Origin of the sequence: Candidatus Avelusimicrobium stercoris (assembly GCF_002437085.1) — a bacterium.
In the GTDB taxonomy this organism is placed as follows: Bacteria; Elusimicrobiota; Elusimicrobia; order Elusimicrobiales; family Elusimicrobiaceae; genus Avelusimicrobium; species Avelusimicrobium stercoris.
Map to the genome: position 1 here is coordinate 43,543 of NZ_DJOA01000046.1, position 24,904 is coordinate 68,446.

The 24,904-nt window shown below is 43.9% G+C and carries 22 protein-coding genes, 1 tRNA gene and 1 riboswitch; of the genes, 16 read left to right on the forward strand and 7 right to left on the reverse strand.

Annotation, left to right across the window (positions count from 1 at the left end; genetic code table 11):
- Positions 1–1,194 (reverse strand): DNA recombination protein RmuC (gene rmuC / locus B2118_RS06715; RefSeq protein ID WP_428054410.1); only part of this gene is annotated, 1,194 nt, incomplete at its 3' end.
- A 349-nt stretch (positions 1,195–1,543) separates the two neighbouring features.
- Between rmuC and B2118_RS06720 the strand changes: the two genes are divergently transcribed.
- The 6 genes from B2118_RS06720 to B2118_RS06745 all read left to right on the forward strand — a co-directional run bounded on the left by B2118_RS06720 (position 1,544) and on the right by B2118_RS06745 (position 7,544).
- Positions 1,544–2,479, forward strand: coding sequence for a helix-turn-helix transcriptional regulator (locus B2118_RS06720; RefSeq protein WP_428054412.1), 936 nt, complete (start codon positions 1,544–1,546; stop codon positions 2,477–2,479).
- Positions 2,480–3,031: 552 nt separating this feature from the next.
- Positions 3,032–3,116: riboswitch (SAM riboswitch) on the forward strand.
- Positions 3,117–3,207: 91 nt separating this feature from the next.
- Positions 3,208–3,330: a hypothetical protein gene (locus tag B2118_RS06725; RefSeq protein WP_428054414.1), complete on the forward strand. Its 123-nt coding sequence runs from the start codon at positions 3,208–3,210 to the stop codon at positions 3,328–3,330.
- A 339-nt stretch (positions 3,331–3,669) separates the two neighbouring features.
- Positions 3,670–4,878: an Rnase Y domain-containing protein gene (locus B2118_RS06730; protein WP_428054491.1), complete on the forward strand. Its 1,209-nt coding sequence runs from the start codon at positions 3,670–3,672 to the stop codon at positions 4,876–4,878.
- A gap of 14 nt (positions 4,879–4,892) precedes the next feature.
- Complete coding sequence (locus tag B2118_RS06735) at positions 4,893–5,738, forward strand: hypothetical protein (protein WP_428054416.1); 846 nt, start codon at positions 4,893–4,895, stop codon at positions 5,736–5,738.
- A gap of 1 nt (position 5,739) precedes the next feature.
- Positions 5,740–6,978, forward strand: coding sequence for an N-formylglutamate amidohydrolase (locus B2118_RS06740; RefSeq protein WP_428054418.1), 1,239 nt, complete (start codon positions 5,740–5,742; stop codon positions 6,976–6,978).
- Complete coding sequence (locus tag B2118_RS06745; RefSeq protein ID WP_428054420.1) at positions 6,975–7,544, forward strand: DUF2442 domain-containing protein; 570 nt, start codon at positions 6,975–6,977, stop codon at positions 7,542–7,544. The genes B2118_RS06740 and B2118_RS06745 overlap by 4 nt, the downstream gene beginning before the upstream one ends.
- 638 nt (positions 7,545–8,182) lie before the next feature.
- Here B2118_RS06745 and B2118_RS06750 read toward each other — a convergent pair.
- Positions 8,183–8,257, reverse strand: a tRNA-Val gene (locus B2118_RS06750).
- A 1,041-nt stretch (positions 8,258–9,298) separates the two neighbouring features.
- Between B2118_RS06750 and B2118_RS06755 the strand changes: the two genes are divergently transcribed.
- From B2118_RS06755 to B2118_RS06795, 9 genes are all read left to right on the forward strand, one after another.
- Complete coding sequence (locus tag B2118_RS06755; protein ID WP_428054422.1) at positions 9,299–9,691, forward strand: hypothetical protein; 393 nt, start codon at positions 9,299–9,301, stop codon at positions 9,689–9,691.
- 12 nt (positions 9,692–9,703) lie between these two features.
- On the forward strand, positions 9,704–9,946 hold the full coding sequence (locus B2118_RS06760) for a hypothetical protein (protein WP_428054424.1): 243 nt from the start codon (positions 9,704–9,706) through the stop codon (positions 9,944–9,946).
- 9 nt (positions 9,947–9,955) lie between these two features.
- Positions 9,956–10,345, forward strand: coding sequence for a hypothetical protein (locus B2118_RS06765; RefSeq protein WP_428054426.1), 390 nt, complete (start codon positions 9,956–9,958; stop codon positions 10,343–10,345).
- A gap of 7 nt (positions 10,346–10,352) precedes the next feature.
- The gene (locus B2118_RS06770) at positions 10,353–11,639 is read left to right on the forward strand and encodes a J domain-containing protein (protein WP_428054428.1); all 1,287 of its coding nucleotides are present in this window, start codon (positions 10,353–10,355) and stop codon (positions 11,637–11,639) included.
- 921 nt (positions 11,640–12,560) lie between these two features.
- Entirely contained in the window at positions 12,561–13,463 is a 903-nt protein-coding gene (locus B2118_RS06775) for a hypothetical protein (RefSeq protein ID WP_428054430.1), read from the forward strand.
- Between the two features lie 183 nt (positions 13,464–13,646).
- Positions 13,647–14,786, forward strand: coding sequence for a phage/plasmid replication domain-containing protein (locus B2118_RS06780; protein WP_428054432.1), 1,140 nt, complete (start codon positions 13,647–13,649; stop codon positions 14,784–14,786).
- On the forward strand, positions 14,771–14,959 hold the full coding sequence (locus tag B2118_RS06785; RefSeq protein ID WP_428054434.1) for a helix-turn-helix transcriptional regulator: 189 nt from the start codon (positions 14,771–14,773) through the stop codon (positions 14,957–14,959). Before B2118_RS06780 ends, B2118_RS06785 begins: the two co-directional genes overlap by 16 nt.
- Before the next feature lie 105 nt (positions 14,960–15,064).
- Positions 15,065–16,057, forward strand: a complete 993-nt coding sequence (locus B2118_RS06790) for a tyrosine-type recombinase/integrase (protein WP_428054436.1) — start codon at positions 15,065–15,067, stop codon at positions 16,055–16,057.
- Between the two features lie 113 nt (positions 16,058–16,170).
- Entirely contained in the window at positions 16,171–17,331 is a 1,161-nt protein-coding gene (locus tag B2118_RS06795) for an ATP-binding protein (RefSeq protein WP_428054438.1), read from the forward strand.
- Between the two features lie 312 nt (positions 17,332–17,643).
- Here the strand turns inward: B2118_RS06795 and B2118_RS06800 are convergent, their stop codons facing one another.
- The 5 genes from B2118_RS06800 to B2118_RS06820 are packed head-to-tail and all read right to left on the reverse strand — an operon-like array spanning position 17,644 to position 23,383.
- On the reverse strand, positions 17,644–19,059 hold the full coding sequence (locus tag B2118_RS06800; protein WP_428054440.1) for a glycoside hydrolase family 3 N-terminal domain-containing protein: 1,416 nt from the start codon (positions 19,057–19,059) through the stop codon (positions 17,644–17,646).
- Complete coding sequence (locus B2118_RS06805) at positions 19,056–20,138, reverse strand: anhydro-N-acetylmuramic acid kinase (protein WP_428054442.1); 1,083 nt, start codon at positions 20,136–20,138, stop codon at positions 19,056–19,058. Before B2118_RS06805 ends, B2118_RS06800 begins: the two co-directional genes overlap by 4 nt.
- Complete coding sequence (gene murQ, locus B2118_RS06810) at positions 20,131–21,027, reverse strand: N-acetylmuramic acid 6-phosphate etherase (protein ID WP_428054444.1); 897 nt, start codon at positions 21,025–21,027, stop codon at positions 20,131–20,133. The genes B2118_RS06805 and murQ overlap by 8 nt, the downstream gene beginning before the upstream one ends.
- Complete coding sequence (locus B2118_RS06815) at positions 21,024–22,367, reverse strand: MFS transporter (protein ID WP_428054446.1); 1,344 nt, start codon at positions 22,365–22,367, stop codon at positions 21,024–21,026. The genes murQ and B2118_RS06815 overlap by 4 nt, the downstream gene beginning before the upstream one ends.
- 2 nt (positions 22,368–22,369) lie before the next feature.
- Entirely contained in the window at positions 22,370–23,383 is a 1,014-nt protein-coding gene (locus tag B2118_RS06820) for an AI-2E family transporter (protein WP_428054448.1), read from the reverse strand.
- 139 nt (positions 23,384–23,522) lie between these two features.
- Here B2118_RS06820 and B2118_RS06825 point away from each other — a divergent pair, with 139 nt between their 5' ends.
- Positions 23,523–24,695, forward strand: coding sequence for a hypothetical protein (locus B2118_RS06825; RefSeq protein WP_428054450.1), 1,173 nt, complete (start codon positions 23,523–23,525; stop codon positions 24,693–24,695).
- The last annotated feature ends 209 nt before the right edge of the window (positions 24,696–24,904 follow it).

Genomic DNA, 24,904 nt, shown 5'->3' on the forward strand with positions numbered 1-24,904 from the left:
CCGCCACAGTTGTTCCACCACCTGCATAACGGAAAACAGGTTAGATGGCGTTACGATAGCCACTTTTTTAGATTTGGCATACGCGTTTAAGTCTTTATCCGCCTTTAATGCCGCAAAGTAGGCATATTCAATCGGGATAAACATAAAAACAAACTCCAAGCCGTTTTTGATGAGTTTGGCCTGATAATCTTTGGCGGAAAGTTCGTCAATATGTTTGCGGATGGCAGAGAGGTGCTGTTTCAAAAATTGCGCGCGGTCTGCTTCGTTCGTGGCGTTGCTCCAATCTACATAACTGTTGATAGACATTTTGGAGTCAATAATAATATGTCTGTCCCCAGGTAAATGGACGATAAAGTCTGGCAGTTGGCGCTCGTTATTTTCGCCCTTAAAGCATACCTGCTTGTCGTATTCTCTCCCCTCTTGGAAACCTGCGGATGTCAGCACTTCTTCCAAGGTCAGTTCGCCCCAACAACCTTGTGTTTTGGGCGCTTTTAATGCATTGGTTAAGTTCTCGGCTTCCTTGGACAAGGTTTCGTTCATTTCCAATGTTTTGGAAAGCGCATTTTTTAATTCTTCGTGGCGGGAAATACTGCTATCCTTAAATTGGTTTAAGGTGCCGTTAAAGCGGTTCATCGTTTCCGTCAGCGGAGTAAGCAGCCCGGCGTTTTGGGTTTGCAGTTCGCTGCGGGATTTAGAAAGTGCTTCCTCTGCCTGTTTTTTTAACGCGCCGACAGATTCTGCCGCCATACGGCTAAATTCGCTTTGGGATTTTTCTTGCAAGGCGCTAAACTTTTTTTCTTGCTCGCTCATCAGTTGGCGCAGATTCTTTTCTTGCTCCGCCTGTGCTTTTTCCAAGGCCTCTTTTTGTTCCCGCACTTTAATTTGTTCCTGTTCGGCTGTTTTTAACTTGGCGTTGGCGTCTTCCAACTTTTGGGTTAAGTCGTCCAACTTGTTTTTTTGTTCCTCGTTGGTGCGCGCTAATTCGTCGGCCCGCCCCGCCGCTTTTTGGCTTTGGGCCAGTTCGTTTTGGGCGGAGCGTAATTGTTCCGCCGTACTTTTTAAGGAGTTTTCCAACTCCTCGTATTTGCTTGCTTTAAAGAGGACGGCTTCATCCGTTTTCGGCTTTTTGAGTAGCCACGCTACTAACGCCCCCACACCTGCACCAAGCATTGCAATTAATGCTATTGTTTCCATATGTTTCTCCTAATACATTTGTTTGCGATTTATATTAATGGTTTGAGTTCAGGGAAAAGAGGCTTTTTGAGCATAAAAAAGCGGCGTATTACCCTGAGCTATTCCACTAACCCGTAGTAATAGGCGCCGCTACCTGTCCCCTTGCGGAAACAGGCAAATCAAACGACTATCTTGGAGTGGAATATGCCTCACAACGTGTTTTTACACCCGTTGCCCGGCTATGCGCAGGCCGGACCTGCGCTTCCTTGATAATCTCAATTATCTCTTACTAATATAGAATTTTTGGAGGTTTTTGTCTAGCAACTTTATAAAAACGACATTAAAACGGCAAAAATGCTATAATATTCATATGTCAAAGGAAATCGTCAGCAAAACAAAACGTATGTCCGATATTTTGGCACTTTTGGAACAAGGTCCTGTTACGATGCCTGGTTTGGTGGAAAAATTAGGGGTATCAAAACGCACCTTGCAGCGGGATTTGCGCCTGATGCAAGAGTCCGGTGTACCGCTTATATCCCCCAAACAAAGTGTTTATGCGTTTGTGAACGGATTTTCCTGTAAACAAATTAAGGTTTCTCCTATGCGTGCCGCGTTGCAAGTAACCGCGTTTGAAGTGGCCCAGCAATGCGGGGTAGATTTCCGCACCACCACGCAAGAGGTTGCTTCTCTATTTGTCCCTACTTCATTTGGAAGTTGTACCTTTGCCACCTCGGAAGAATTTGCTCCGTCTTTTGGACTAACGAGCAAAACAGCGTATAATGCGTGCGAAAAGCACCAATTCTTGCGCATTACCCTGCCCAAAAAGCGCAGTTTAACCATTCGCCCCTACCAGTTATGGCAGATTTTAGGCCGCTGGTATGTGGTGAGTATGAACGCTTCGGGTGAAATAAGCCGCTATGCGTTGGACGAAATCAGCGCGTGCGAACAGTTATTTAACCCCGGCTCCTATGTGCCTGACGAGTTTACGCCTATTCCTTTTGCTCTTTGGCCTATCTGGAAAATGGCTCACACCTGGCTGAACCAAGATATACAAAAGCAGGTGTTATTGGCCAAAAAACAAGCCAATGACGTATTAATGTCGCAAAAGCAAAAAATGGAGCAATCCCCGGCAACCGCGGCCCCGGCTCCGTCGGAGCAGGCGGAAAAAACAACACCGCAAACGGTGTCTAATTTACCGCAAAATGAGCCCTCGGTGCCGCAAAATCCGGCTGAAAGCGAGCCTCAAAACCACGATTTATCTGCCAAAAAACCTGTTTTACCCCAAAAAACTCAAATAAATTCATAAAAACGACATTATTGTAGCGTAAATAAATCGGTCCTTGACAGGGGCGGTTTTAAATGCTATAATATATTTATAAGAGGGATAGAAAACGGCTTTTTAATGTCGTTTTTATAAAATTAACCTTATTTTTGTTTTGGTCCGGGTTTGTACCTGTTGGCGCGAACGCAACGGCAATCCCACCGCTAAATTTCCCGCATTGTTTAGAAAGGTTAATGGCTGGGTTGTTGTTAAAAATCACAGTCGGGATGTTTTGTTCCCTAAAAATGGATTTTAGCGACACATAAAAGACGTTATTTGAAAATTATAAAGAGAGGTGCAATATGAACCAAAAAAGACGGAGTCTTATTTATAATCATTATGCGTACCAAGCGGTGTACCCGCGGACGGAGAATCACTCCTCTTCTCTTTATAACAGATTTGAACCGTTGAGTGATGACCGCGGAAATTTTTATTAACTATTCCACTAACCTGTAGTAGTGGGGGCCGCCTGTCAATCCTACAGGCAGGCGGCTTGACGCAAGGAGAGGCTTTATAGGAAACAAAAGATAAGTAACGCATCCATTTAGAGTGTACGAGGGACAAGCCCTAGGACTACACAGCAACCTGCTAAGGTAAGGTGCTAATGCTTGAACGATGGGGACTAGAACGATTTGTTTATAATATAGAACCCATTGGAGACGATGGGTTCTTTTTTTACCACCGATCTCATCAGAAACGAATCGGGAGTTTTTATGAAAAAAGTATATGTATCAAGAAAGGCCTATATGGCTGCGTGGGCCAAATACAAATCGGTGGTGGATACGCACCAACCTTGCACTTACGGACATGATGAAAATTTAATTTACGGTTATTAAGGGGAAACTATGGAAAAGAAACAGAAAAAAATAAACAAATATACCTCCCGTTCCCAAATGGTGGAAGATATTATTACTTGGAACGATTTTTACGGCCCTGCCACCAAAGAGGCCGCGTATAAGGAGCGGTTTGCCAAAATACACGCCCGCCTGTTGCACTCGGACGGCGCAAAATTCCCCTTGGTGCAGTTTATCCAAAAGCATAAATTATCCGCGGTGGAAGTGTTTTTGCTGTTGCGGGTATCGGCACTGGATACCTTGCGGCTCGTGTCTGTCCCGCTCTATAAAATTACGACTCTTTTGCAAGATGCGCAAATTATCGGCACGCGCACGGAAACTATGCGTATTTTATTGGACCGCGACAGTGCCCTATTTACCGAAAGGATATTTGGAGTGGTAGGAGGGACCATAGATTTAAAATATAATTTCCTGTCTGTCCCGGCAAAAGCCCGCAAACTGCCCATTAAAAAGCGGATATTTAGCCCGCTTCGCGTGTTAAAAGAATTAAACAAATATGTTATTGGGCAAGAGGAGGCTAAAAAGCAACTTACCGAAACCATTCTCGACGACACGAGAAAAGACGTTGCGATGCAAGTCCGCAGTATGGAGCAGGAGGCTAAGGACGAGGCCGATAAAAAGGCTAAGGATATCATAAGCCTTGCGATTCAGAAGTGCTGTACAGACCACGCTTCCGAAATTACCGTTTCCGTAGTTCCTCTTNNGTTTGAACATCTGTCCAAATGTGCGCGGGCCAAAAAGGGCGAAACATTTACCAAAAGCAACATTTTTATCAGCGGGCCGACGGGGTGTGGCAAAACGTATCTGTGCCAATGTTTAGCCAAAATACTCAACATTCCGTTTATCCACGCGGACGCCAGCCAATACACGCAAACCGGATATTCGGGGTTAAATGTAAGCGATATCCTCACTCCGTTGTTATCCCAATGCAAAGAAAAGGGGAAACTGCCGGTTGCTATTGTGTTTGTGGACGAAATAGACAAACTCCGCGCCAATACGGAGCGCTGGGGGGTATCAAGCACCAATGTTCAAATGGAACTTTTGCGGATATTGGAAGCCAAAACGGTGTTTTTGGAACAGCGGAGTTTGGGACGAACAACCGTAGAGGTAGATATTAGCCAAGTGCTGTTTGTGATGGGTGGGGCGTTTGAAAACCTGTTGGTGCGCCACGACGCTGGTAAAGATATAGGTTTTACAAAAGCGCCTGCTGTGTATGGCAAAACGCTGACGGTGGATGATTATATACAAGCGGGCATGGTACCGGAGTTAATGGGGCGGTTTACCTATTTGGTGCAGTTAAGCGGTCTGGAAAAAGACGAACTGCGCCGTATTTTGCTCAACCCTTACCACGGGCCTTTCCAGCAATACAAAGACTTACTCAAAAGCCAACAGGACCTACTGCCGGAGTTGGTGGAGCAGTTGGTAAATACGGCTTATGAACGCCGCTTGGGAGCACGCGGTCTGCAACAGCAGGTGGGGCGATTATTTCAAGAGCAGTTTTTACAGCAGAGCGTGCAAATTGAACTATAAGAGGAGCAAGGCTTATGGAAGAAGAAAAAACAAATAATCCGGCGCAAAATAATAGTGCCGGACCAGACAAAAAGAAAGAACCCGCCAAAGGATTAACCGATAAGGAGATACAGGATATTATAGAGGAGCGGGCAAATTTCTTACAAACAGGAGAAATCCCCAGGGTGGATTTGCATACGGGAAGGAATTTATTTGCCAGTGGGTTGGCTGCTCTTGTCGGGGCTGGTGGTTTTGTCCCTCTTTTGGTGGTATGGTATTTTAATAATACTTTTCTTGGCGCAAATAGCGTACCACTTTTTAAGTTTTTAAGTATGGATAATAATGGAGATAATATGGGAATATCTATTTTAGTATCACTTGGTATTGTAGGACTGGCGCTGTTTGGGGTGTGCTGTCTTATTGCGCTTATCTTTACGGGGGGTTTGAACGGCCCTGATTTTACCAAGAAGTATGAAGAAGAATGTGAAAAAACAAAAAAATTAGTGTTGGAATTGGGAAAGCACTTGCAAGAAGACATAACACCGGAAATTCAGAAGGCGGAAATAACTATAAATACACTGCATAAAGAAAACACGAAACTTGAAAAGGCCCTCAAAGCCAAAGAGGAAAATTTTGGCAAAAGAATAAAAGAATTGTCTGCCCGCAACAAAGAAAATGAAAAAGTGGCCCTTTCTTTAATGAAAGAAAATGACGATTTGCGGGCGGAACAAAACCTGTTGCGCCGTCAACTGGGCAATGTGCAGGAGGATTGCAAAGCCGCCTTGCGTAAAAAAGAAAACGAGTTGGACGAAATGGCCCATAAAAACAATCTTTTACGGGCAGATTTGGAGCATTTGCGCGCCAAAAATCAGGGAGAATAAAATGTTTTCTTTACAAACACACGAAAAATTTATGCAGTCTATTGCTCCACGCGAAATGGAGCCGGGGTTTTATCAAGTGCATTGGTTTAACCCAAAGCCTATTTCGGGCTTCCCCGGTATGTTTGGTATGATGCACCTGAGTTTAGAGAGCAAAAATAACCAAAAATCCTTTGTGCGTAACGGCCAGGAGCCACTTTCGGGTGGAATGGTTATTTTGCCCATTGGGCGGGAAATTAAACAGGTGGATGAGGTGTTTTCGGCCGTTGGTGCGGCGCCGGGGTATGGTTTTACAGGACGGTATGTGTTCCAAGGAAATACTTTTTATAAAAATTCCCACACGGCGGATTTTGCCCAAGCCACGTTGCCGGAGTTAAAGCGGGTGGCGAGTTCCCTATTAAAAATGCTTCACTTGCCGGCCGTGCTTATCAAGCATTTTGATAGTGGTAATATTTATGTAATGACCCCAGAGTGGAAAGAGGGTGTTGTTTTCCCGCGGGATTATTCCAAGGTGGTGGCGTGGCTGCCGCATACAAGTGTTTTTTTGCCGGGAGTACCAACGGCGGAATTGCGGCGGGATGCACATATTTGGGCTGATTGGCGACTAGAAGAACTTTGGAACTTTTTGCCTAGTCCGCTGACAAGCGATTATTCCCGCTTTGCGGTTGATTTGGAACGCTATACAAACGATAAAAAGGAGCCGATGGCGCAAGCCGGTATGGGCGTTTTGTATAACCGGCTGATTGACGGCACTAGATTTGACCGCAAAATCTTGGGTCCGCAAAAGCGGCTTATGAACTATTATGAAAAACAGCATACGCGCCTGAAAAAAGCCGTTTTACAAGCCGGAGAAGGGGCGCTGCTACTGGATTTGCACAGTTTTTGCCCCGCTCCGCTCCCTTGCGACAGGGATAAATCTATGCCTCGCCCCGATATTTGTTTGGGTTTTAATGACGATTTAACCGCACCGGACTCTTGTAAATTGCGTGCAGTGGAAAATATGCTAAAAAAGTGCGGCTACCGCGTGGCTATGAACAGCCCTTTTGCGGGAGCGATGACCACCCCGGTAAACATCCGCTATACGGCGCTGCTGATAGAAATTAATAAAAAACTGTATCTACCGGAAGCGGAAATCTTTGCACCTAGCACAACTAGGGACAAACTGCCCTTATTACCTAGTGCGCAGACCTTGCGTGAAGCATTGCAAGAAGCGGTAGAAATTTTATTGGAAGGTGCTATATGATACCTAAAATAGATTCCGTAATTTTTGAAGATAACTATCATTTAATTGTTTCTTTCAAAGGCGGTGTAGTGAAAGAGGTAGATGCCCAGACTTTTATAAATGATGAAAGGTTGAAGGATTACTTTAATGAAATTAGAGATAATATAGAGTTATTTAAAAATCCAATATCGGTATCCGAAGAAGGAATTATTTGGACGGATATGGCCGACATTTCAGCCAGAGGATTGTGGATGTGGGGCAAGGGACTCGATGGGAAAACGGCCCTATTAGAAAAAATTGCCTTCCCTAAAATTAAGGAACTACCTTGTGGTCTGACTTTGGTAAACTATTCGGATGAAAAAATCCATCAAAATACGCCCCATTACCATTTATATCACGGGAACGAAGCGGTGGGCGTTATTGCGGCAAACGGGCCCGATGAACGGATTGATAGATGTGAAAATGTGTATTGCTCTGAGTTTAAGGAAGCACGGGAATATGTGGATAGCAATAAGGATTTGCTTACACAAATTTATGAAGCCACAGATGGAAATGCAAAGAAGGAACTTGCTAAACAATTGCCCTAACATAAGGTCAAATATTAGGCCATATGCGTAAAGTTTCTTCTGCGGAGATATGGTAAATTGCACACTATATCTCCGTATTTTATGGAGAAAATTGGAACGTTTGGACGCTTTAGTAAGCCAATATAAGCATACTATTTATTATCCTTATGGTCTCTTTGTGTTTGTATTTATAAAAGTGGATAAATTGCAACCGGAATACCTGTTTGTGGAAATTCTCCAAAATTTCCCCCGCAAATTTTTAGAGCATGTATTATGTAAAAATCCCAGAAAAATTTTTGCCCCAAGCCTCTTTTTGTAAATCAAAAAAATATTTTTGTGATGTTATAAACTACTGGTGGCATAAGAGCGCCTACAACCTTTTTTTGACCGGCGAAAGCAAGCGGCTGGGGCTGCCGTTAAAGTTATCAATAAGGGCTAAATTTTTATTTTCCCAAGGACAATAAACTGTACCAGAGAGAAAATATTAGTATTGCCCCAAAACAGCGAACAAAAACCTCTTGTCATTGCCAAAATATTGCCAAAAAAACTACAAAAAACCGCAAAAATGCACAAAAAATGACCCTTTTGGATTACTAACCGGGAAAGCAATAAAATCAGTATAAAATAAGAAATCCTCGTCGCAAAACGAGGATTCTAAATGGTGCCCAGTATAGGGATTGAACCTATGACCTTTCCCATGTCAAGGGAACGCGCTACCGCTGCGCCAACTGGGCAAAAATCTGTTTGACTACTTATTTATTATACAAAATAACCCGCCCTAAATAAAGAAAATCCTTCTTTCTACGTCGGAAAATTCTTAAATGCCAAATCTAAAATGCCCCTATTCAAAACATCTAGTGTACGGATTTTAATTTTGATAGAGTTTGATAATTTGGGGGCGTTTTGGGTGGCGTTTGGACACTTTTTGGACACCTGTTTTACCTATACAAATGGCCCCACGAAGCGCCCCAAAAGCAGTTTTAACGCGTTTTATATGAGTTTTGTTTGTACTTATAAGATATGTTTAGTAAAATAAATGTGTTAGTTAGATTTTAGAGGTATTAATAACACTGATAATATAGAACAGTATTAGTTGTAAAACAATTTATTAAAGATTATTGTCGGGTGCGTAATGGAAGATTACGCATGGGAGAAACGGAAACGCTTTTCCTATAGAGAGTCCGAGAATAATCGTTTGCTTCGCACCCGCCCTCGTAAGGGGGCGGGTGGGCGACGATATTCAAGGTCACTCTCTATGCTTTGAAATCGTCGCCTTTTTTTATGGGCAAAAAACCATTTAATTCTAATAAACAAGGAGGTGAGAAGGACAAATATGTGTAAAAATAATTGCAAATGCGGACACGAAGTGTCCGGCCAGAGAAAGGACATTGTTCTGGGAGAGAACGGCTCTGTTAGTTCTGACAATACGAGAGAGTGCGAACTCTTACAACAACCGAACAGTGCGGCAAGACCGGCCATAGAACAAACAGCCAAAAACAAAGGGGCTCAAGTTCGCGCTGAGGAAACCCGCTGTCCGTATTATAGCAGCGGAATCAGTCAACAAGACTGTCCATATTTTAAATAAAAGTAAGGAGAAAAAGTAAAATGGCATCTTATAAATGTGAACATTGTGGTTATTGTGTATGTATTGGTACAAGTACGCCAGATGATATTCATTATTGTCCCCGGTGCAAAAAAGCGATGCTTCTAACTGCGCGCTAAAAAACTAAGAAAAGGGGCCCCGGGTTTATGGGGCCCCCAAATAGCATTTAAAAATGGGGATTATTATTTTATTGGTGGTTTTGGCAGGCGGGCTAGTGCTTTTGCTGTTTGTTATGGCGGTTCTTGTTAGTTTGGCACAAAAGGCACAACAGCAAAGGTTGGATGTGCTTTCCAACCGGGGCCGTAAATTTCCCCCAAGCAGATACACCCTTTATAATGGGCGGTATTCCACCCCGGTGGGCAGTTCTTATACGCCCCAACGGTTAGGGGCGGAATTTAACTGGGAAAGGGGTAGTATTGTAAATGCCGGCTTTAACAAAGATTGTATGGTAGCAGATGTAAAAACTGTTCCTGTGTTGCATTATTATCTTTACACCGTTCGGGGGCGCGAAATTACCTTCTTTCCGCACAAAGGTGTACGCTCCGGCTGGGTGGATGAGTATTAAAGGGAGGATCGTATGATAGCATTCTTTATTGTAGTAGGACTTGCGGTTATCAGTTTTGGTGGTTTGTTCTTTTTGGCCTGGTTAAGTGGGGAATTTAGCGGGCCAACAATGGGGGGCAGATTTGCCGCCAGAACTTCCAGAGAAATTGAGCAGTTGATTTTTGGATATATCACTGCTGCTATTATTGGTATTGCTTCATTCTTTATATTGCCTTTCTTGGCGGGTATTGGTATCGGTATGGCTGGTAAATACTAAGGGGAGGGTATGAGAAAAGTTACTAGAAAAACATTGGATATTTTATATGCCTTGGCTGGATTTGTAAAAATTGGGAGTTGGAACGGTAGAAATATGACCCCTAACGAACCTGTGGTGGTGTGTTCCCATAGTATGGTTGCGTTGTGCTTCCCAGATGGATATTTAATTCTAACGGAGAGTATAGATGATGCCCGTACGATGTGTGCTGATTTGGGGCTAAGGCAAGAGCCTTATTGGTGGTCTTTGGTTAAAACGTATGAAAGCAAGGCCCAGGCTGAAAAATGCGTGGCTGAGGTGCTGCGCTTTTTGGGCCCGTGCGGGCGGCCCTTGGTGCATTTGGCCCAAAATTCAAAAGGGCAATGGCAAGTAACGTATGACGGGTTTATCTCGTCTTTGTAAATAAAATATGAATTATTATAAAATACTTGGTGTTTCGGAAAATGCCAATTTAGAAGAAATAAAAAAGGCTTTTAGACAAAAAGCGATGCAGTGCCACCCAGATAGATTTTCCGACCCAAAGGAAAAAATACAGAAAACCAAAGAGTTTCAAACAATTAATGAAGCCTATACACTGCTTTCTAAATATTCCGAACGGAAAAAGTACGACGCCGACTTGGAAAGACAAGAAGCGGAAGAACAGGACCGCTGGAAAAGAGAGCGCCAGGAAAAGGAAGCGCGCGAGCGCCGAGAGCGGGAGGAAGAAGCCCAAAATCAAGGGATTTTTTCCGGATTTGAATTTAATGGCTTTTGGTTTGAAACAATTGAGTATAGATATAGATATGAGTCGGCTTCTATTGGGGAGATAAAACGGGGAAATGCTTTCACTCCGCCCGAGGATGATGCGCGAATAAAGAGAGTTTTGAAGCCGTTTGGAGAAGGTGGTTCTTTTTTTGATGCCACGAGTCCTATCGGTGGAGCAAGTATGATCGTTCGCTTTACCAACAAGGGTAATTTTAGCGGAGAATTATTGTTTACAAAAAATGGGGCCTATAACTATTCTTGGAAGGGAACATTCCAAATGAGAGGATTTACAGGCTGCGCTGCTCGCTCTATGGAAGAGGATTTCAAATCGGCGACGAATAACGCCTACAATGCCGCTATGGATTGGGCGAGCGAAATTGTCCAAAACGGGCACCCAATGCAAGAAGAGCCCGAGGATGACGAATGGGACGAGGAAGAACCTGAATCGTATGACGAGGAAGTCCCCGCGACGAATTCTTATGACGATGAGGAAGATATTGAAAACGAAAAAAAGTACCCCGAAGCAGAGGCTTTGGAAGGGATTTTGGGCATAGGGTATTGCACCGTTCCGTCCTTATTTTTTTCTGTGGTTAGTTTTTGTGGAGGGCTAACAATGTTAGGGGCGATTTTTTTACTCCTTGCTATCCTTGGGGGCGGATTTGGGTTTTTAATAGGTCAATTTAATGGCAATTTTGATTACTTCAAAAAAACAAAGCCGAAACCTGCACCCGCTAAGCCAAAACCGGCACCCGCCAAACCACAAACGGCTAACAAATCTTCTGCTACCGCGCCCGCCCCTGACGCTCCTATTGAGTGGGGTTGGGCATTGGTTGGCGGATTAGCCTTGGTGTTTGTTTGTATGTTAATTGGAGGACGGGAGGGAATGTTATTATTTGGGGTTGTGGTAGGCCTGTCAAGTTTTCTAGGCTTAGTAGCGTGGATTACTAAATAGAACTTTATTCCTGCCTGTCTTTTGTTTGCCAAGGGTATATGTGGTTTTGTGCCCTTGGCTATTTTTTTCCTCAAAATGGCTAGATCTTCCAGATGTAGGGCTTTCTCCTAAAATAGAAAAATCCTTAATAAATAGGGATTTTTAAAAGTTTGGCATAGGATTTTCCAACATACTATATATAGTGAGGCAACAAGAACAAGCGTTTGCCGCGCGGGTTGGAATATAGTAAAGTTCCACATCCTTACCAGCAACCTTGACCCCAAATTACTATTTTAAGCGGGTTTTTAAAGCCATTGGGGGTGATGGCTATTAGTGGCTCTCTGAGTTATAGGCAGAGCTTTGTTTGTGTCTGTACTGCTGTGTTATCTGCGATTCCAATGTTAGTATATCCTATTACCGAATAATGGCTTCTTCTAAAAAGCAGTTTTACTTGTTCAAGGGTTATGGATAATACCTTTATTTCTTTGGTTATTTTTCCCCTATATTGCCTAAATCCGGTGTATTTATATAGGTCTTTTTCTATGAAATGTAGTAAAACAAAAATCCCCTGCCAAAACCAAAAGTTTTGTGTGTTGGTCCAAAATACAAAGTTCTATCTGTAACTCCTTTTTACCAATGTAAAGATTGGACCTGTAAAAGCAAAATGGCAAAAAGGTTAAATGGTTTCTAAACATTTTTTGAAATCACGGTTAAAAACCATATTTTCAAATGGTGCCAAAATGTTTTGCTTTACTACTATATAGTAGCAGGCGAAACGGTTTATCTTATTCAACCCAGCAAAAAATGACGGAAACTTTGTCCTGCGGATACGCTATTATATACAAATTCTGAAAAAGGGCTTGTGGAGTAAAAAGTAGTTGTTTGTTGTTTTGAAACTTTCATTATGTATAATAATAGAATTACTTAATAAGAGAGGAAAAGATGAAGGTATATCAATTATCTGAAATAGATATTGTTGCTGTATTGGCTTTACAAAAACATAAACGAGTGGATTTTAAAAACTGTGATCCCTATAATGATATAGACTCTTATGGTTTAGGTTCTCCGAGAACTATAGTTGGCCCATCTTTTATAAAAAATGATGAGTGGTTTAAAAATGTTCAGGTGTGTAGAAAAGAGTCCATAAACGGCAGTAATTGTACATATATTACAACAGATAACACAAGCATAAAAACAGATTTGTCCGCCTATCTAAAGTTCTATGAACAAAATAAATTGAGTACAATTGACGATGAGTTTATCATTTTGTTTCAGGATAGCATGAAACAAACATTAAATATATTAGGAAAGGAAAATTTAGTTTATTCGGGCAACGTGCAACAATTAGTTTTACAAAAATTACACTTCCAACATTGCTTTATGGAGGATATAAGTATATTAGAAATGCGGGGCTTTGTTTCTGTGGATTTACCAGCCACAATAAATAGGCAGAATATCCAGATAAAAATTAAAATGTTAAAAAATTTGCAAGAAATAAAGCAGGCATATAATTTAGTCCCTTCTGGGCAATTTTTGGTCTCTTATCAAGGGCTCAGCATGTTTACGAATCCTTGTTATGTGCAATATAGTGGGAAAAAGGCAAAATTTGCTTCTTTTGAGCAGCAAAATGCCCAAATATTATATTGGTTAATGAAAGAACCTCAGTCTGTGTACTCTTATCGTGAGTTATTTAAGAAGTCTAATCCTGGCAGAAGGCCTTCTCCCAATTATGTTGATGCTCTAAAAAATTCAATTAAACAAGATGTTAATAAAAAGTTAAAAGAAATTGGCGCGCCATATTATATTAGTTGTACCAAAATTGGCGTGAAGTGGCGCTCTGAATAAATTAAAAAACATATAAGTTTTGTTCAACTCTCAGCCCCGGCGTTACCGTCGGGGCATTGTGTTATAAATCTACTTAAAATCTACCCTTTCAACGACGGGATATCTACTCGTTCTTATTTTTATTTTTCTCTATACTATACTCCTAATCCCCCTAGGGATAAATTCAAACTTAAGGAGTGTCATATGATAAATACAATTAGTATTCTATTAGATCCAAAACAATATAAGGTGGCAAAAGATCTTTCTCGGGCAGACTTAAAAATGAAGCTTACGAGCAGCAAGAAGTATTTTCCTCATGTAAAATTTTATTCACATGACGTCTTGAGTATAACCTTTTGTCCGGCAAAATTATTATTTGGAAACAACTTGTACGAAGTGAGGAAGTGCGATTTACAAGCGATTGTGGGTACGCTAGTTGAGAGGCTAAAGCATCTTGGTATAGAGGTTTCCACAAGGATCATATTACTTGCACATTGTTGGCGTATAGATTATTCCAAAATAGTATATGTTCCCCTGACGGCAGAAATGGTGTTTAATCAGTTGCAACAATGTTTGCCTTCGGGGCAGTTAAAGAAGGCCATAACGCTCTATCCGGAGAAAGGTTGTATGGTGGCTGTTAGCCTAAAAAAGCGTAAATTTTGTTTTTATAATAAATCTGCCGAAATTCTCAGTGATTCCAAGAATACTTCTTGTTTAACACAAAATGTAAAACAGCTTCGCGGGGTATTCTGGCGGGTTGAACTCTCTCTTAAAAAAACAAAAGAAATAAAGCGGGAATTTTCTGCTAACAATTTACTTTTTACAAATACACTACAAAATATCTTTGATGAACAAATAGCGCAGAGGTTATTAACCAAGCGTTTCAATATGTTTATGTCTAATCTTTGTACGGGCTATTCTGGAAATGAGATGTTGGAGCTTGTGCAGGATTGGCTTAGCCAAAAGAAATTGCCTGGCAGAAGCGCCATATTAAGTAATATTGCGGGGTTAATTGCTGTAAAAAATTTAGGAATAGAAACGGTTTGCAAGATAATCGCTTCAGTGAAAAATAAGCGTGTAGCGCAAAAGTTTAAACATGATATGAAAGAATTATTTTCTCATATACATAGAAAGCCAATAACACGGTTTAAGATAGCGTTTCAAGCAGGATTAAAAGTGATGAAACCAATGGATGCTAAACGGTTGCAGACTTTACTTTCTCGCCATAAAAAAATTCCCAATAGAGGAATTGAGTGTCTGGATGCCCCAGTACTACACACACTCTTTTCAAAGCACTTATCCCAATTACTGGCCGGACCGGAGATTTTATGGATTACCGCTTAATTAATGTGCAGGAATTGGCTGATAAATTGGGCTCTACTGTCAGCACAATTTATTCTTGGGTTTCTATGCACCGTATTCCTTCTGATTGTATAGTGCGTATTCACCGTTCTTTGCGGTTTGATGCCGCGGCCGTAGATAAATGGATAGATACACAACGGCAAAGTAATATTTAATCTGACCTTCCCTAATTAAACCAGTTGTAATGACTCTTTTGGAGCGGGTTTTTACGCCCGTTAGAACGGTTTTGTCTAAAAATTTAAATCACACAGGAGAAACTTATGAGCATAACTCAGATTGCAGCAGGTAAATATTTAATTGATTGGCGTGATAGCCTTGGCAAGCGGCACCGCAAAAAAGTACTAGGAAGTAAAAAATATGCGGAAGAAGTAGAAGTCTCATTAAAGAAAAAACGAGAGGATGAAATTCTTTTTCCGGAGCGACAAGTACTAAAAATCACTTTTGCGGAACTGGCTGATTATTACTGGAGGTCGCATAGCAGCCAAAGCATCTCCCGGACCGCAAAATGGACTGTGGACCTGTTAAAAGAACAATTAGGCAGTATGCAAATGCGTAATATAACGGGGGCCTATCTGCAACAATATTACAACGAATTGCTACAAACGCATAAACCAGCCACTTGCAACCGTTATTTTGCGGTATTGGGAGCCATTATTAATCATGCTATACGGCAAGAAAAGTGGGCGGGGCGTAATCCGTGTGTAGCGGTTAGCAAAAAACCGGAGGATAATACAAGGATTTCTACTTGGAGTGAACAAGACCTGAACACCTTACTTAAAGGGGCGCGGGCGGAGATTAGATGGGTGGTTTTATGTGCTTATCACTCGGGAATGCGTCGCGGTGAACTTTTTGCTTTGCGTTGGGAAAATGTAGATATGCGTCAAGGATATATCCACATTTTGAAATCAAAAACTAACAAACCCCGTATTGTTCCAATGAGTCAACCCCTTAAAAAGGTTTTTATTGATTTGGGTCCTAAACCAAGCGGTCCTGTTTTTCAAATAACCTTGCGTGCCTTTGAATGCGCGTTCAAACGCCTCAAATCCAAAAAGAAATTATCCCATTTAAGATTTCACGATTTACGGCACACCTTTGCCAGTAATTTCCGTATGCGACACGGCGATTTGGGTGATTTACAAGCCATTTTAGGGCATAGCAGTTTGCGTATGACAAACCGTTATGCGCACCTGAGTCCGGATTATCTTAAAAAAGTCATTTCGTGTATGAATGACGAACAGTCACAAAGAGAGTGACCAGGGGGTAATGTGCTCCGGCAGACAGTTGGTTTGTCTGCTGGGGCAATGTGTAATTATGATAAGTATAAAGTTCGCTTTACATTTATCATAAATTAATTTACAATTTTAGTATGAAATATATACACAGAACTCTTGAAAAAGCCTTACTAGCTGCTGTAAAGCAATTTCCGGCCTTGGTTTTAACTGGGCCTCGCCAAACGGGGAAATCCACCCTGCTTAAGCAACTTTTTCCTGCTTACAACTATATTACACTGGATGATTTTAGTGTTAGAAATATTGCCAAGCAAGATCCTGCTTTATTTGTCTCTACCTTGCAAACTCCAGTTATTTTGGATGAAATACAATATGCACCTGAACTATTGAATTATATTAAAATTCATATTGATAAGGAGCGGGTAAACGGGCGTTTTTTATTAACAGGCTCCCAAATGTTTAACGTGATGCAGGGGATGTCTGAAACGTTAGCGGGACGTGTGGCTTTATTTGAATTGTTGCCCCTGTCATTCCAAGAGTTGGACTCCATCCCGAAAGAGCCGCTTGCCTGCTTCCAGCAGATTATGAGGGGTTTTTATCCTATGCCCAATATCCAAGAGATGGATCTGCCACTATTTTATGGGAGTTATTTATCTACTTATGTGGAACGTGATGTAAGACAAATTAAAAATATTCAGGATATAGCATCTTTCCAACGTTTTTTGGAATTGTTGGCCATTAGAATCGGTAATTTGTTAAATATGCAGGAATTGGCTAGTGAATGCGGTGTTTCCAATCCTACGGTTAAAAATTGGCTTTCTATTTTGGAGTCCAGCCGCATTATCTACTTATTAAAACCATATTTTAAGAATGTTGGAAAACGACTAATTAAAACCCCTAAGGTGTATTTTACTGATACGGGGTTGGTTGCTCATTTGTTGCGGTATAAAGATGCTGATACCTTACTCAAAGGACCGGTTGCAGGTGCTATTTTTGAAAATATGGTTATTATGGAAGCCATAAAGGAAAATATGTATAACCGAACTGGGTATGAGTTCTACTTCTACCGAGATACCAATCAAGTAGAAGCCGATTTGGTGGTAGATAAAGGGCAAACGATGGATTTGTATGAAATTAAAGCCACTCAAACCTTACAAGCTGAGTTTGCCAAAAAATTGCAGAATATTTCTTTGCCTGCAGATAGCAAAACGATATTATCTTTGAGTTCGGCTACTTTGCCATTAAAACCAACGGTTATGGCGAAACCTTGGTGGAGCCTGGCAGTTAAAGATAAGTAAATTGGACACTTTTTGGACAGTTGGATAAATTGAAACGTAAACAAAAACAAGAAAAAAAGAAAGCCCCTCGTCGTGTAACGGGGGCTTTTACTTATCCAAATCTGTTATTAGTAGGCTCCCATGTCAAGGGAACGCGCTACCGCTGCGCCAACTGGGCTTAAATTCGTTACGGTTTTACTGCTTTGCCTAGCGGGCGCGTCCCCTTATAGCGGGAACGAATTTATGCGACTAGCGCTACGCCAACCGGGCAAAAATCTGTTTGACTACCTAATTATTATACAAAATAACCTGCCCTAAATAAAGAAAATCCTTTTATAAAATAATGGGCAGGTGGCCTTGGGGGAAAAATTTGCCGAGCAGGCACTCCGCCGCCGCGCGCTGGAAGGACGGCGCGGGGCTAAACGTAAACAAGGTGCTTGATGCGTTTAATTGTTTGGCGGCCCACGGGTTCGCAAGCGCAATTAACAAATGCGCCGGGTACTGTTTTAAGGCCGTTTTCCCGCGGGCTATTTCCGCCGGGTCCAGCGCGATTTTTCCTTTAAAGGCCTGATACCGCCGCCAGCACAACACCACCAATTTATCTGCCCTTTCGCCCGGGTTTACCACGGTTACACCGCCTTGGCGTAAGGCATTTATAAAGGGGGCAGACGATAAATTTTCATCATTTCCAACTTCTACTATTTGCACCGTTTGCCCCGGTTTAAGCGACATTTTGGGCCCCAGCCAGGTAAGCGCCTTTTGGGCGGCGCGGGTGGCAAAGGCCATCGGTTGAAAAGCCTCTTCTTCGGTCAGGGCGGGGATAATATCCGCACGTTCACAAAGGCTGTCTTGTTGGCGTTCGGCTTCGTCAAGTAAGGTTTTATTCAGCGGTACTTGGTGTAAAAATTCCAGCAGTTCAAACGGATTTTCCGGCACCAGCAAAATATGCGCCCCTGCCCGGAAGGCCGCCAAGGCGGCTTGTTTTTCGTCGCCTAGCGCCTTCATACACAAGGCGTCCGTTACTACGCAACCTTTATAGCCCAGTTTGGTTTTAAGCAGTCCGCTAATAATTTTAGCGGAAAGCGAAGCCAGGCTTTCTTCGTCTAACGCGGGCACCAATAAATGCCCCACCATTACGCTGTCCGCCAGCGGCAATAGGTTCTTAAACGGGACAAGTTCGTGTGTTTGTAAGTGCGCCACCGAAGACGGCACCGTAGGCATAGCCATATGGGAATCGGTGGACGTGTTGCCGTGCCCCGGGAAGTGCTTTATGCTGTTGAGCGCGCCCCCTTTGGCAAGCCCCTTTATAAACGCCCTAGCCAAACGCGAAACCAACTGCGGATCTGCCCCGAAAGAACGCGTATTCACAATCGGGTTTTGCGGGCAATCGGCCAAATCCAATACGGGGGCAAACACCCAATCCACGCCCAAACTTTTGGCTTGGCGGGCAGTTAAAAGACCCTTTTCAAAGGCTAAATTTTCATCGTTTGCCGCACCCAAGGCCAGGTTAGAGGGCAATAACTCCGCATCCGGCAGCCAACGGCCCAGGCCGTCCTCATAATCGGCTGAAATTAAAATCTTTTTTAAAGGAGAAGCCTCCCGCAAAGAGTGGGTTAATTCGGCCACTTGCTGGCGCGTACCGCCATAAAGGCAAAAGCCGCCCACACCCAAGCGGGCCAATTTTAAAGCGTCCTCGGGGGCGGTTTTTCCAAACCAAAAGCCGGGGTGAACTAAACGGTTAATCTTCATAAAGTAATCTTTCCTAAAATAGCCGCGCGTTTCGCGCCCGTAGCCGCCGCGCAATGGTTAATTTTGCGGTGTAAGGCCAACCAGCCAAACAGTGCAAAGGCCGCGCTTTCTTTGGCCTGCGGGTCAATGCCATAGGCCAGCGTGGTGGTTACTTTTACCTGCGGCAAAAGCGTGCGCAAATACGACAGCAAGGTTTTGTTGTAGCACCCACCGCCGGAAACAATGAGTTCTTTTTGGTAAGCGGGTGGCACAAAACCGCTAACCGCTTGGGCAATGGCGGACGCTGTAAACCAAGTAAGCGTAGCCAATAAATCGTGCGGATTTTTAATACTAAAAAAATATTTTTTAAGGTAGGCTTCGCCAAAGGCGTTTTTATCCAAACTCTTGGGCGGCTTTTGCGTAAAATACGGCTGTACCAGCAAGCGGCGGACCAGTTCTTTGTCCGGCGTGCCCTTGGCGGCAAAGGCGCCGTTTTTATCAAACGGTTTTTTAAAAAATTCTTGGCAGGCTAAATCCATTAACGTATTGCCGGGGCCAACGTCAAACCCAAACGTTTTAACTTGTTTACCTACTACGGAAAAATTGGAAATACCACCCATATTTAACAAGATTTTAGGCGTTTTTTGCCCCCAAAGATATTCGTCAAAAAACGGGATTAAGGGCGCGCCCTCTCCGCCAAGCGCCATATCCATCGGGCGAAAATCGCTCACCACCGGGCAGCCAATCCGGGCGGCCAAAAAGGAAGGCTCCCCGATTTGCAGGGTATTGGGCGTTTTGTCGTGCGGACCGTGGTAAACGGTCTGCCCGTGCGAGCCGATAACTTCTATTTCTTGGGCGGAGAGAGAAAATTCCTTTAAAAATTTTTGCACCGTTCCCGCATATAACCGCCCCAGTTCAAAATGGAGTGCGGAAAGTTCCGCCACGCGAAGCGAATAGGCCGTCAGTAACTTCTGCTGTAAGGCGGAAGGATAAGCGTAATTTTTAAAATAGAGCACCTTAAACGGGCGGATTTGCACCGCGCAAACGGTCAAGCCGTCCGCGCTCGTGCCACTCATTAAGCCCAAGGCTATTTTACGCATCAATCACCCCCGTTAAAAAGCCGCCCTTGGCTTGGAGCAATTTTTTGGCTTTTTCGGCCGGTACTTTTTTGCGGTGCATTACAATAGCGGTTTTTACGCTTTTGCCCGAAGCCGCCAGCAACTTGCGCGCCGTTTTTTCGTCCGTCTGCGCCACCGTGCAGATAAGCCGTACCGCGCGGGCGACTAATTTTTCGTTGGTGGGCTGTACGTCAATCATCAGGTTGCCGTATGTTTTGCCGCACAGCGTCATTGCGCCCGTAGTAATAGCGTTTAGGGCCATTTTGGTAGCCGTACCCGCCTTCATACGCGTAGAGCCGCACAGGGCTTCCGGCCCGGTGGGCAAGGCGGCGTGAACCTCGGCATCCGCGCAGACGGCTTTCGGATTGCACGAAATAAGGGCCGTACGCGCGCCCAATTTGCGGGCGGCTTTCAAGGCGCCCATTACATACGGCGTGCGTCCGCTGGCGGTCAAGCCGATAACCAAATCGTCCTTTTTGGCCGCCTGTAAAATATCTTTTGCGCCTTGCTTATCGTCATCTTCCGCCCCCTCTTGCGAGCGGAAAACGGCCTTTTTTCCCCCAGCAATTAAGCCGATAATTTGCGAGGGCTTTGTACCGAAGGTCGGCACGCACTCCACCGCTTCCAAAATTCCCAACCGTCCGCTGGTGCCCGCCCCGATAAAAATAATTTTATGTTTATGGGCGTAGGCCCCGGCGGCTAAAAGCACAATGGCGGCAATTTCTTTATTAGCCGCCTTTACGGCGCGGGCGGCGTTGAAATCTTCATCGTTAATTTTTTTGGCAATCTGGCGCGGGGAAAGTTTATCCAAATCCAAGGTGTTTGGGTTGCGCGTTTCGGTTGCGATTTGGTTTAAATTGATAGTCTTCATTGGGCATCCTCCAACGAGTGTTTATGCGCGCGGAAGGCGGCTTCGGTTTCCTCAATAGATTTAATTTTAAACGTCAGCGGCACAACGGCCACCGTAACCAAACTGATAAAACTGGCCACCAAGAAAAAGGTTTCGTACCCAAGCCGCATTTGCAGCCAGCCGGAAAGCATAGAGGGAACCATCATCCCAAGGGCCATAATCCCGGTGGAAATGGCGTAATGGGAAGTTTTATACACCCCCTGCGACACATACATAATAAACACGCTAAACGCCATCATCGCCAAGCCGTTGCCCAGATGTTCCAGCGTAATCAGCGTAGCCACCGCCGTAAGCCCCGGCTTGGCCCACGCCATATACGCATAAAAAAAGTTAGGCAAAATAAGGATAACCGCAAACGGCCAAATACATTTTTTAAAGCCAAACTTGCCCAGCAGCCACCCGCCCGCCAGGTTCCCCGCCACCACAGCCCCGAGGCCCAGCGTCCCTTTAATGAGCCCATAGTTTTGCACGCTCATTCCAAGCGCGCCATCCGCCGCGGGTTTAAGTAAAAATAGCGGCACCATTTTTTCCAGCAAGGCATCGCCTAAGCGGTAAAGCAAAATAAACAGCAAAATATAGACGATATTCTTCTGTGTGAAATATGTTTTAAAGGAATCCGCCCACGCCGTAGCGCCGTTTTTATGCACGGGCTTGTCCTGCTCCGGCTTGGGAAGCATCCACGCGTGATAAAATACAAAGCCCATAAACAGCACGCCCAGAAAGCCAAACATTACCGCCCAGTTATACGGCCACGAAACCAAATTCCACGAGGTTTCCGGCGTTTTGTTCCCGAGAGCAGCCGTAGCGGAGATTAACGCCCCGCTGCCTAAAATCATCGCTAAGCGGTAAAAAATGGTACGGATACCCACGAATTTAGATTGTTCCTGCGGCGTTAAGGCCAGCAGATAATAGCCGTCGGTGGCAATATCTAACGTAGCCGACACAAAAGCCCCCGCCAAAAAGCCAAATAAAGAGAGTGTGAAAAAGGTCAAACTGCTATTTCCTTGGGCAAAGCGGAACGCCTCCAAAGCGGTTAGTCCGGCCAACAGCAGAAAAAGCCCCGCCAGTACCATTTGCGCCCCCAAAAGCCAGCGGCGTTTGGTGCTTTTGGCATCCACCAAGGGGCTCCAAAACATTTTGAGTATCCAAGGCAGATACAGCCAGCCCGTCCAAAAGGCAATTTTGTCGTTGGAAAAGCCCAAATCGGCATACAGCACGGTGGAAACCGTGTTGATAATAATGTACGGCAAGCCCTCGGCCAAATAGAGCGAGGGGATATAGGTCCAAGGAGTTTTCTTCATAGTTATTTAAACGAGTATTTTCCGCCTAAAATATTGGCCAGCGGTTTGGTTACGGGGCTTTCTTCAAACACCATTTTAAGCATAGCCGTTATCGGTACAGCAAGCAAGGCGCCCATTACGCCCCACACAAGCGCCCAAAAAATCAAGCAGGCAATTACCACAATGGGGTCCAAATCCATCCCTTTTCCAAGCCACTTGGTTTCCAAAATGTTGCCAATAACAAAGTGTATGGCCGTAAGCAAAATGAGCGCAAGCAAAATATGCCAGTCAAACCCGTATTGCAAAAACAGCACCGGCAAAGGCAATACCGTGGAAACAAACGGCCCAATGTTGGGGATAAAATTAAGCATAAAGGTAAGCACGGCCAACATAGAGGCCAGTTCTGTTTTGATAGACGCGAGCACAATCCAAGTGCACCCCGCCGCCAAGAGCGAAACAAAGATTTTAATTAGCAGATAAAACGAAATTTGCCTTTGGATAGACCCCACCAACGCGGGTTTGTTTTCGGAGGCTTTGCCCATAAACAAAAAGATAACAAACAGGATAATCAGCATTAAGTTGGTTAAAATGGACACCACCGTTCCGCCCACGCTTTTAACCATTGTAAAAACGGGCAGTTTGGCTACGTTATCGGCCAAGAACTGCGCGTTTAAATTAATCCCATATTTTTGGGAGCGGACAAGCAGCCAATCCAAGGTATCGTTTAAGCGTTCGGTATAGATATCGGCCCCGTTTACAAAACTTTCAATAGAGCCGGAAATAAAAAGAACCGCCAGCGTGATAATCGCCAGAAAGGCCGTGCCGCTAATGCCTAGGCCTAAGCCATAGGGGACGTTCCACTTTTGTTTGAGCCACCCGGCCAAGGTGCTGGCAACCATATAAATAAACACCGCAATAATAAACGGCATCAAAATCGTGCGGGTATAGATAAGTACCCACGTGGCCGCGGACGCGGCGAGAATCATCAAACAAACGGTATTAATTGGCGTAAAACGCTGTAACGAATCTTTAATCATAGAATCCTCTTTGTTTAGTATAGCATACCGCGCGCCCGCCTGTACCGGGGACCTAGGAGCGTTTAGGCCTTTTGGCCCTTGTACGGATTTGGCAATTCTATACAATATAAGAAAGAACCTATTTTACAGGAGCGTAAGTATGCAAAAGACAATAAGTTTTTCTCTCTGCCTTTTCCTGCTTGTTTCTTTATGCGCTCCCGTATGCGCCCAGCGCATTAAAATAAGCCCGAAGAAAATAAAAACGCATACGACTAAAATTCAAACCAGAGTTAAGGGCGCGGATATCAGCAAATATTCGTTGGCTTCCCAAGGGTGGGCGCAAACCTATAAATTAAACCAAAAATTTCTAAATAGTTTAAAAGCCGTCCCGGCCGCGGCTTCTTCCATTTCCATTAATTTGCCGCCCCGTATGGCTGCGCATTTTAAGGGGATACCCGCCAATGGGAGCGCGGAAATTATAAAAAAGACCTTATATGCCAACTTTGCCTGGCTACAACAGCAACCCCATTTTGGAAAAAACCTTTTAAAGGAAATTGACGGTTTGGAAATAGAGTTCAACTTTTATAAAAAATTATCCGAAACCGATTTGGTTTTTGTGGGAGAAATTCACGGCAATCTTCCGCCACGAATTGAGTTTGCCAATTTAATAAAAAAATTTAAAACAATGCACCCAGACCGCAAAATAGCGGTGTTTACCGAAGCCGCTTATTTAAAGCCCATACCCAATGAGGACGTATTTCCTTACCAGTATTACCGGCGCGGGGCCGAAAGCGTAGAACAGCCCATCAATTTTGCGGAAAAAGGCAACCCCAACGCCCGGCTGGTGGACGATGAATCTTTAAAATTTAAGGAAATGATTTCCATTTTATCGGAAAGCGGCGTGGAAATTTACCCTATTGAAGATGCGGTAGTCGTACAAAAAGAGTCCGCACAAGGGGCTATCTCCACCGTCAACGGACTGGCTAAAAGAAACACGGGCTTTGCCCGGACAATGCAAGCCCAAATGGAAAAAATCCGCCAAGAAAACCCTGATGCCCTGTTTATCTATTACGGCGGTATGGCGCATACTTCTTGGGCGATGCCCGTTTCACTGCCTAAATTTTTTGCCCAGGAAAAGCCCTTGGTCGTGGAACTGATAGCAGAAAAAGATATAGACAAAACTTTTTCCTTGTTACCCGCCGTTTGGGAAAAAGGCCACCCCGCCTTTACAAAAACAGGCACGAAAAGGATGTTCCTTTGGAATAGCCCGACCGCTCAACAGTCCGCTTGGGGCAAGAAAACAGGGTTTGATTGCCGGATAATTATCCCGTAAATTCCTATTACTTACAACAGACACCCGGAGTTCGGGCGCCTGTTCATTTTGCCATAACGGCAATAACTATCCCCCGGCGTAGCCGGGGGTTTTCTAAATGGTGGGCAGTACAGCGTTTGCCTTCCAGTAAAATCCCTGACGGGATTTTCTTACAGGCTGGGCTCGCGGTTTTGGCCTTTCGGGTTCACCCTCAAACCAAAACATCGCTC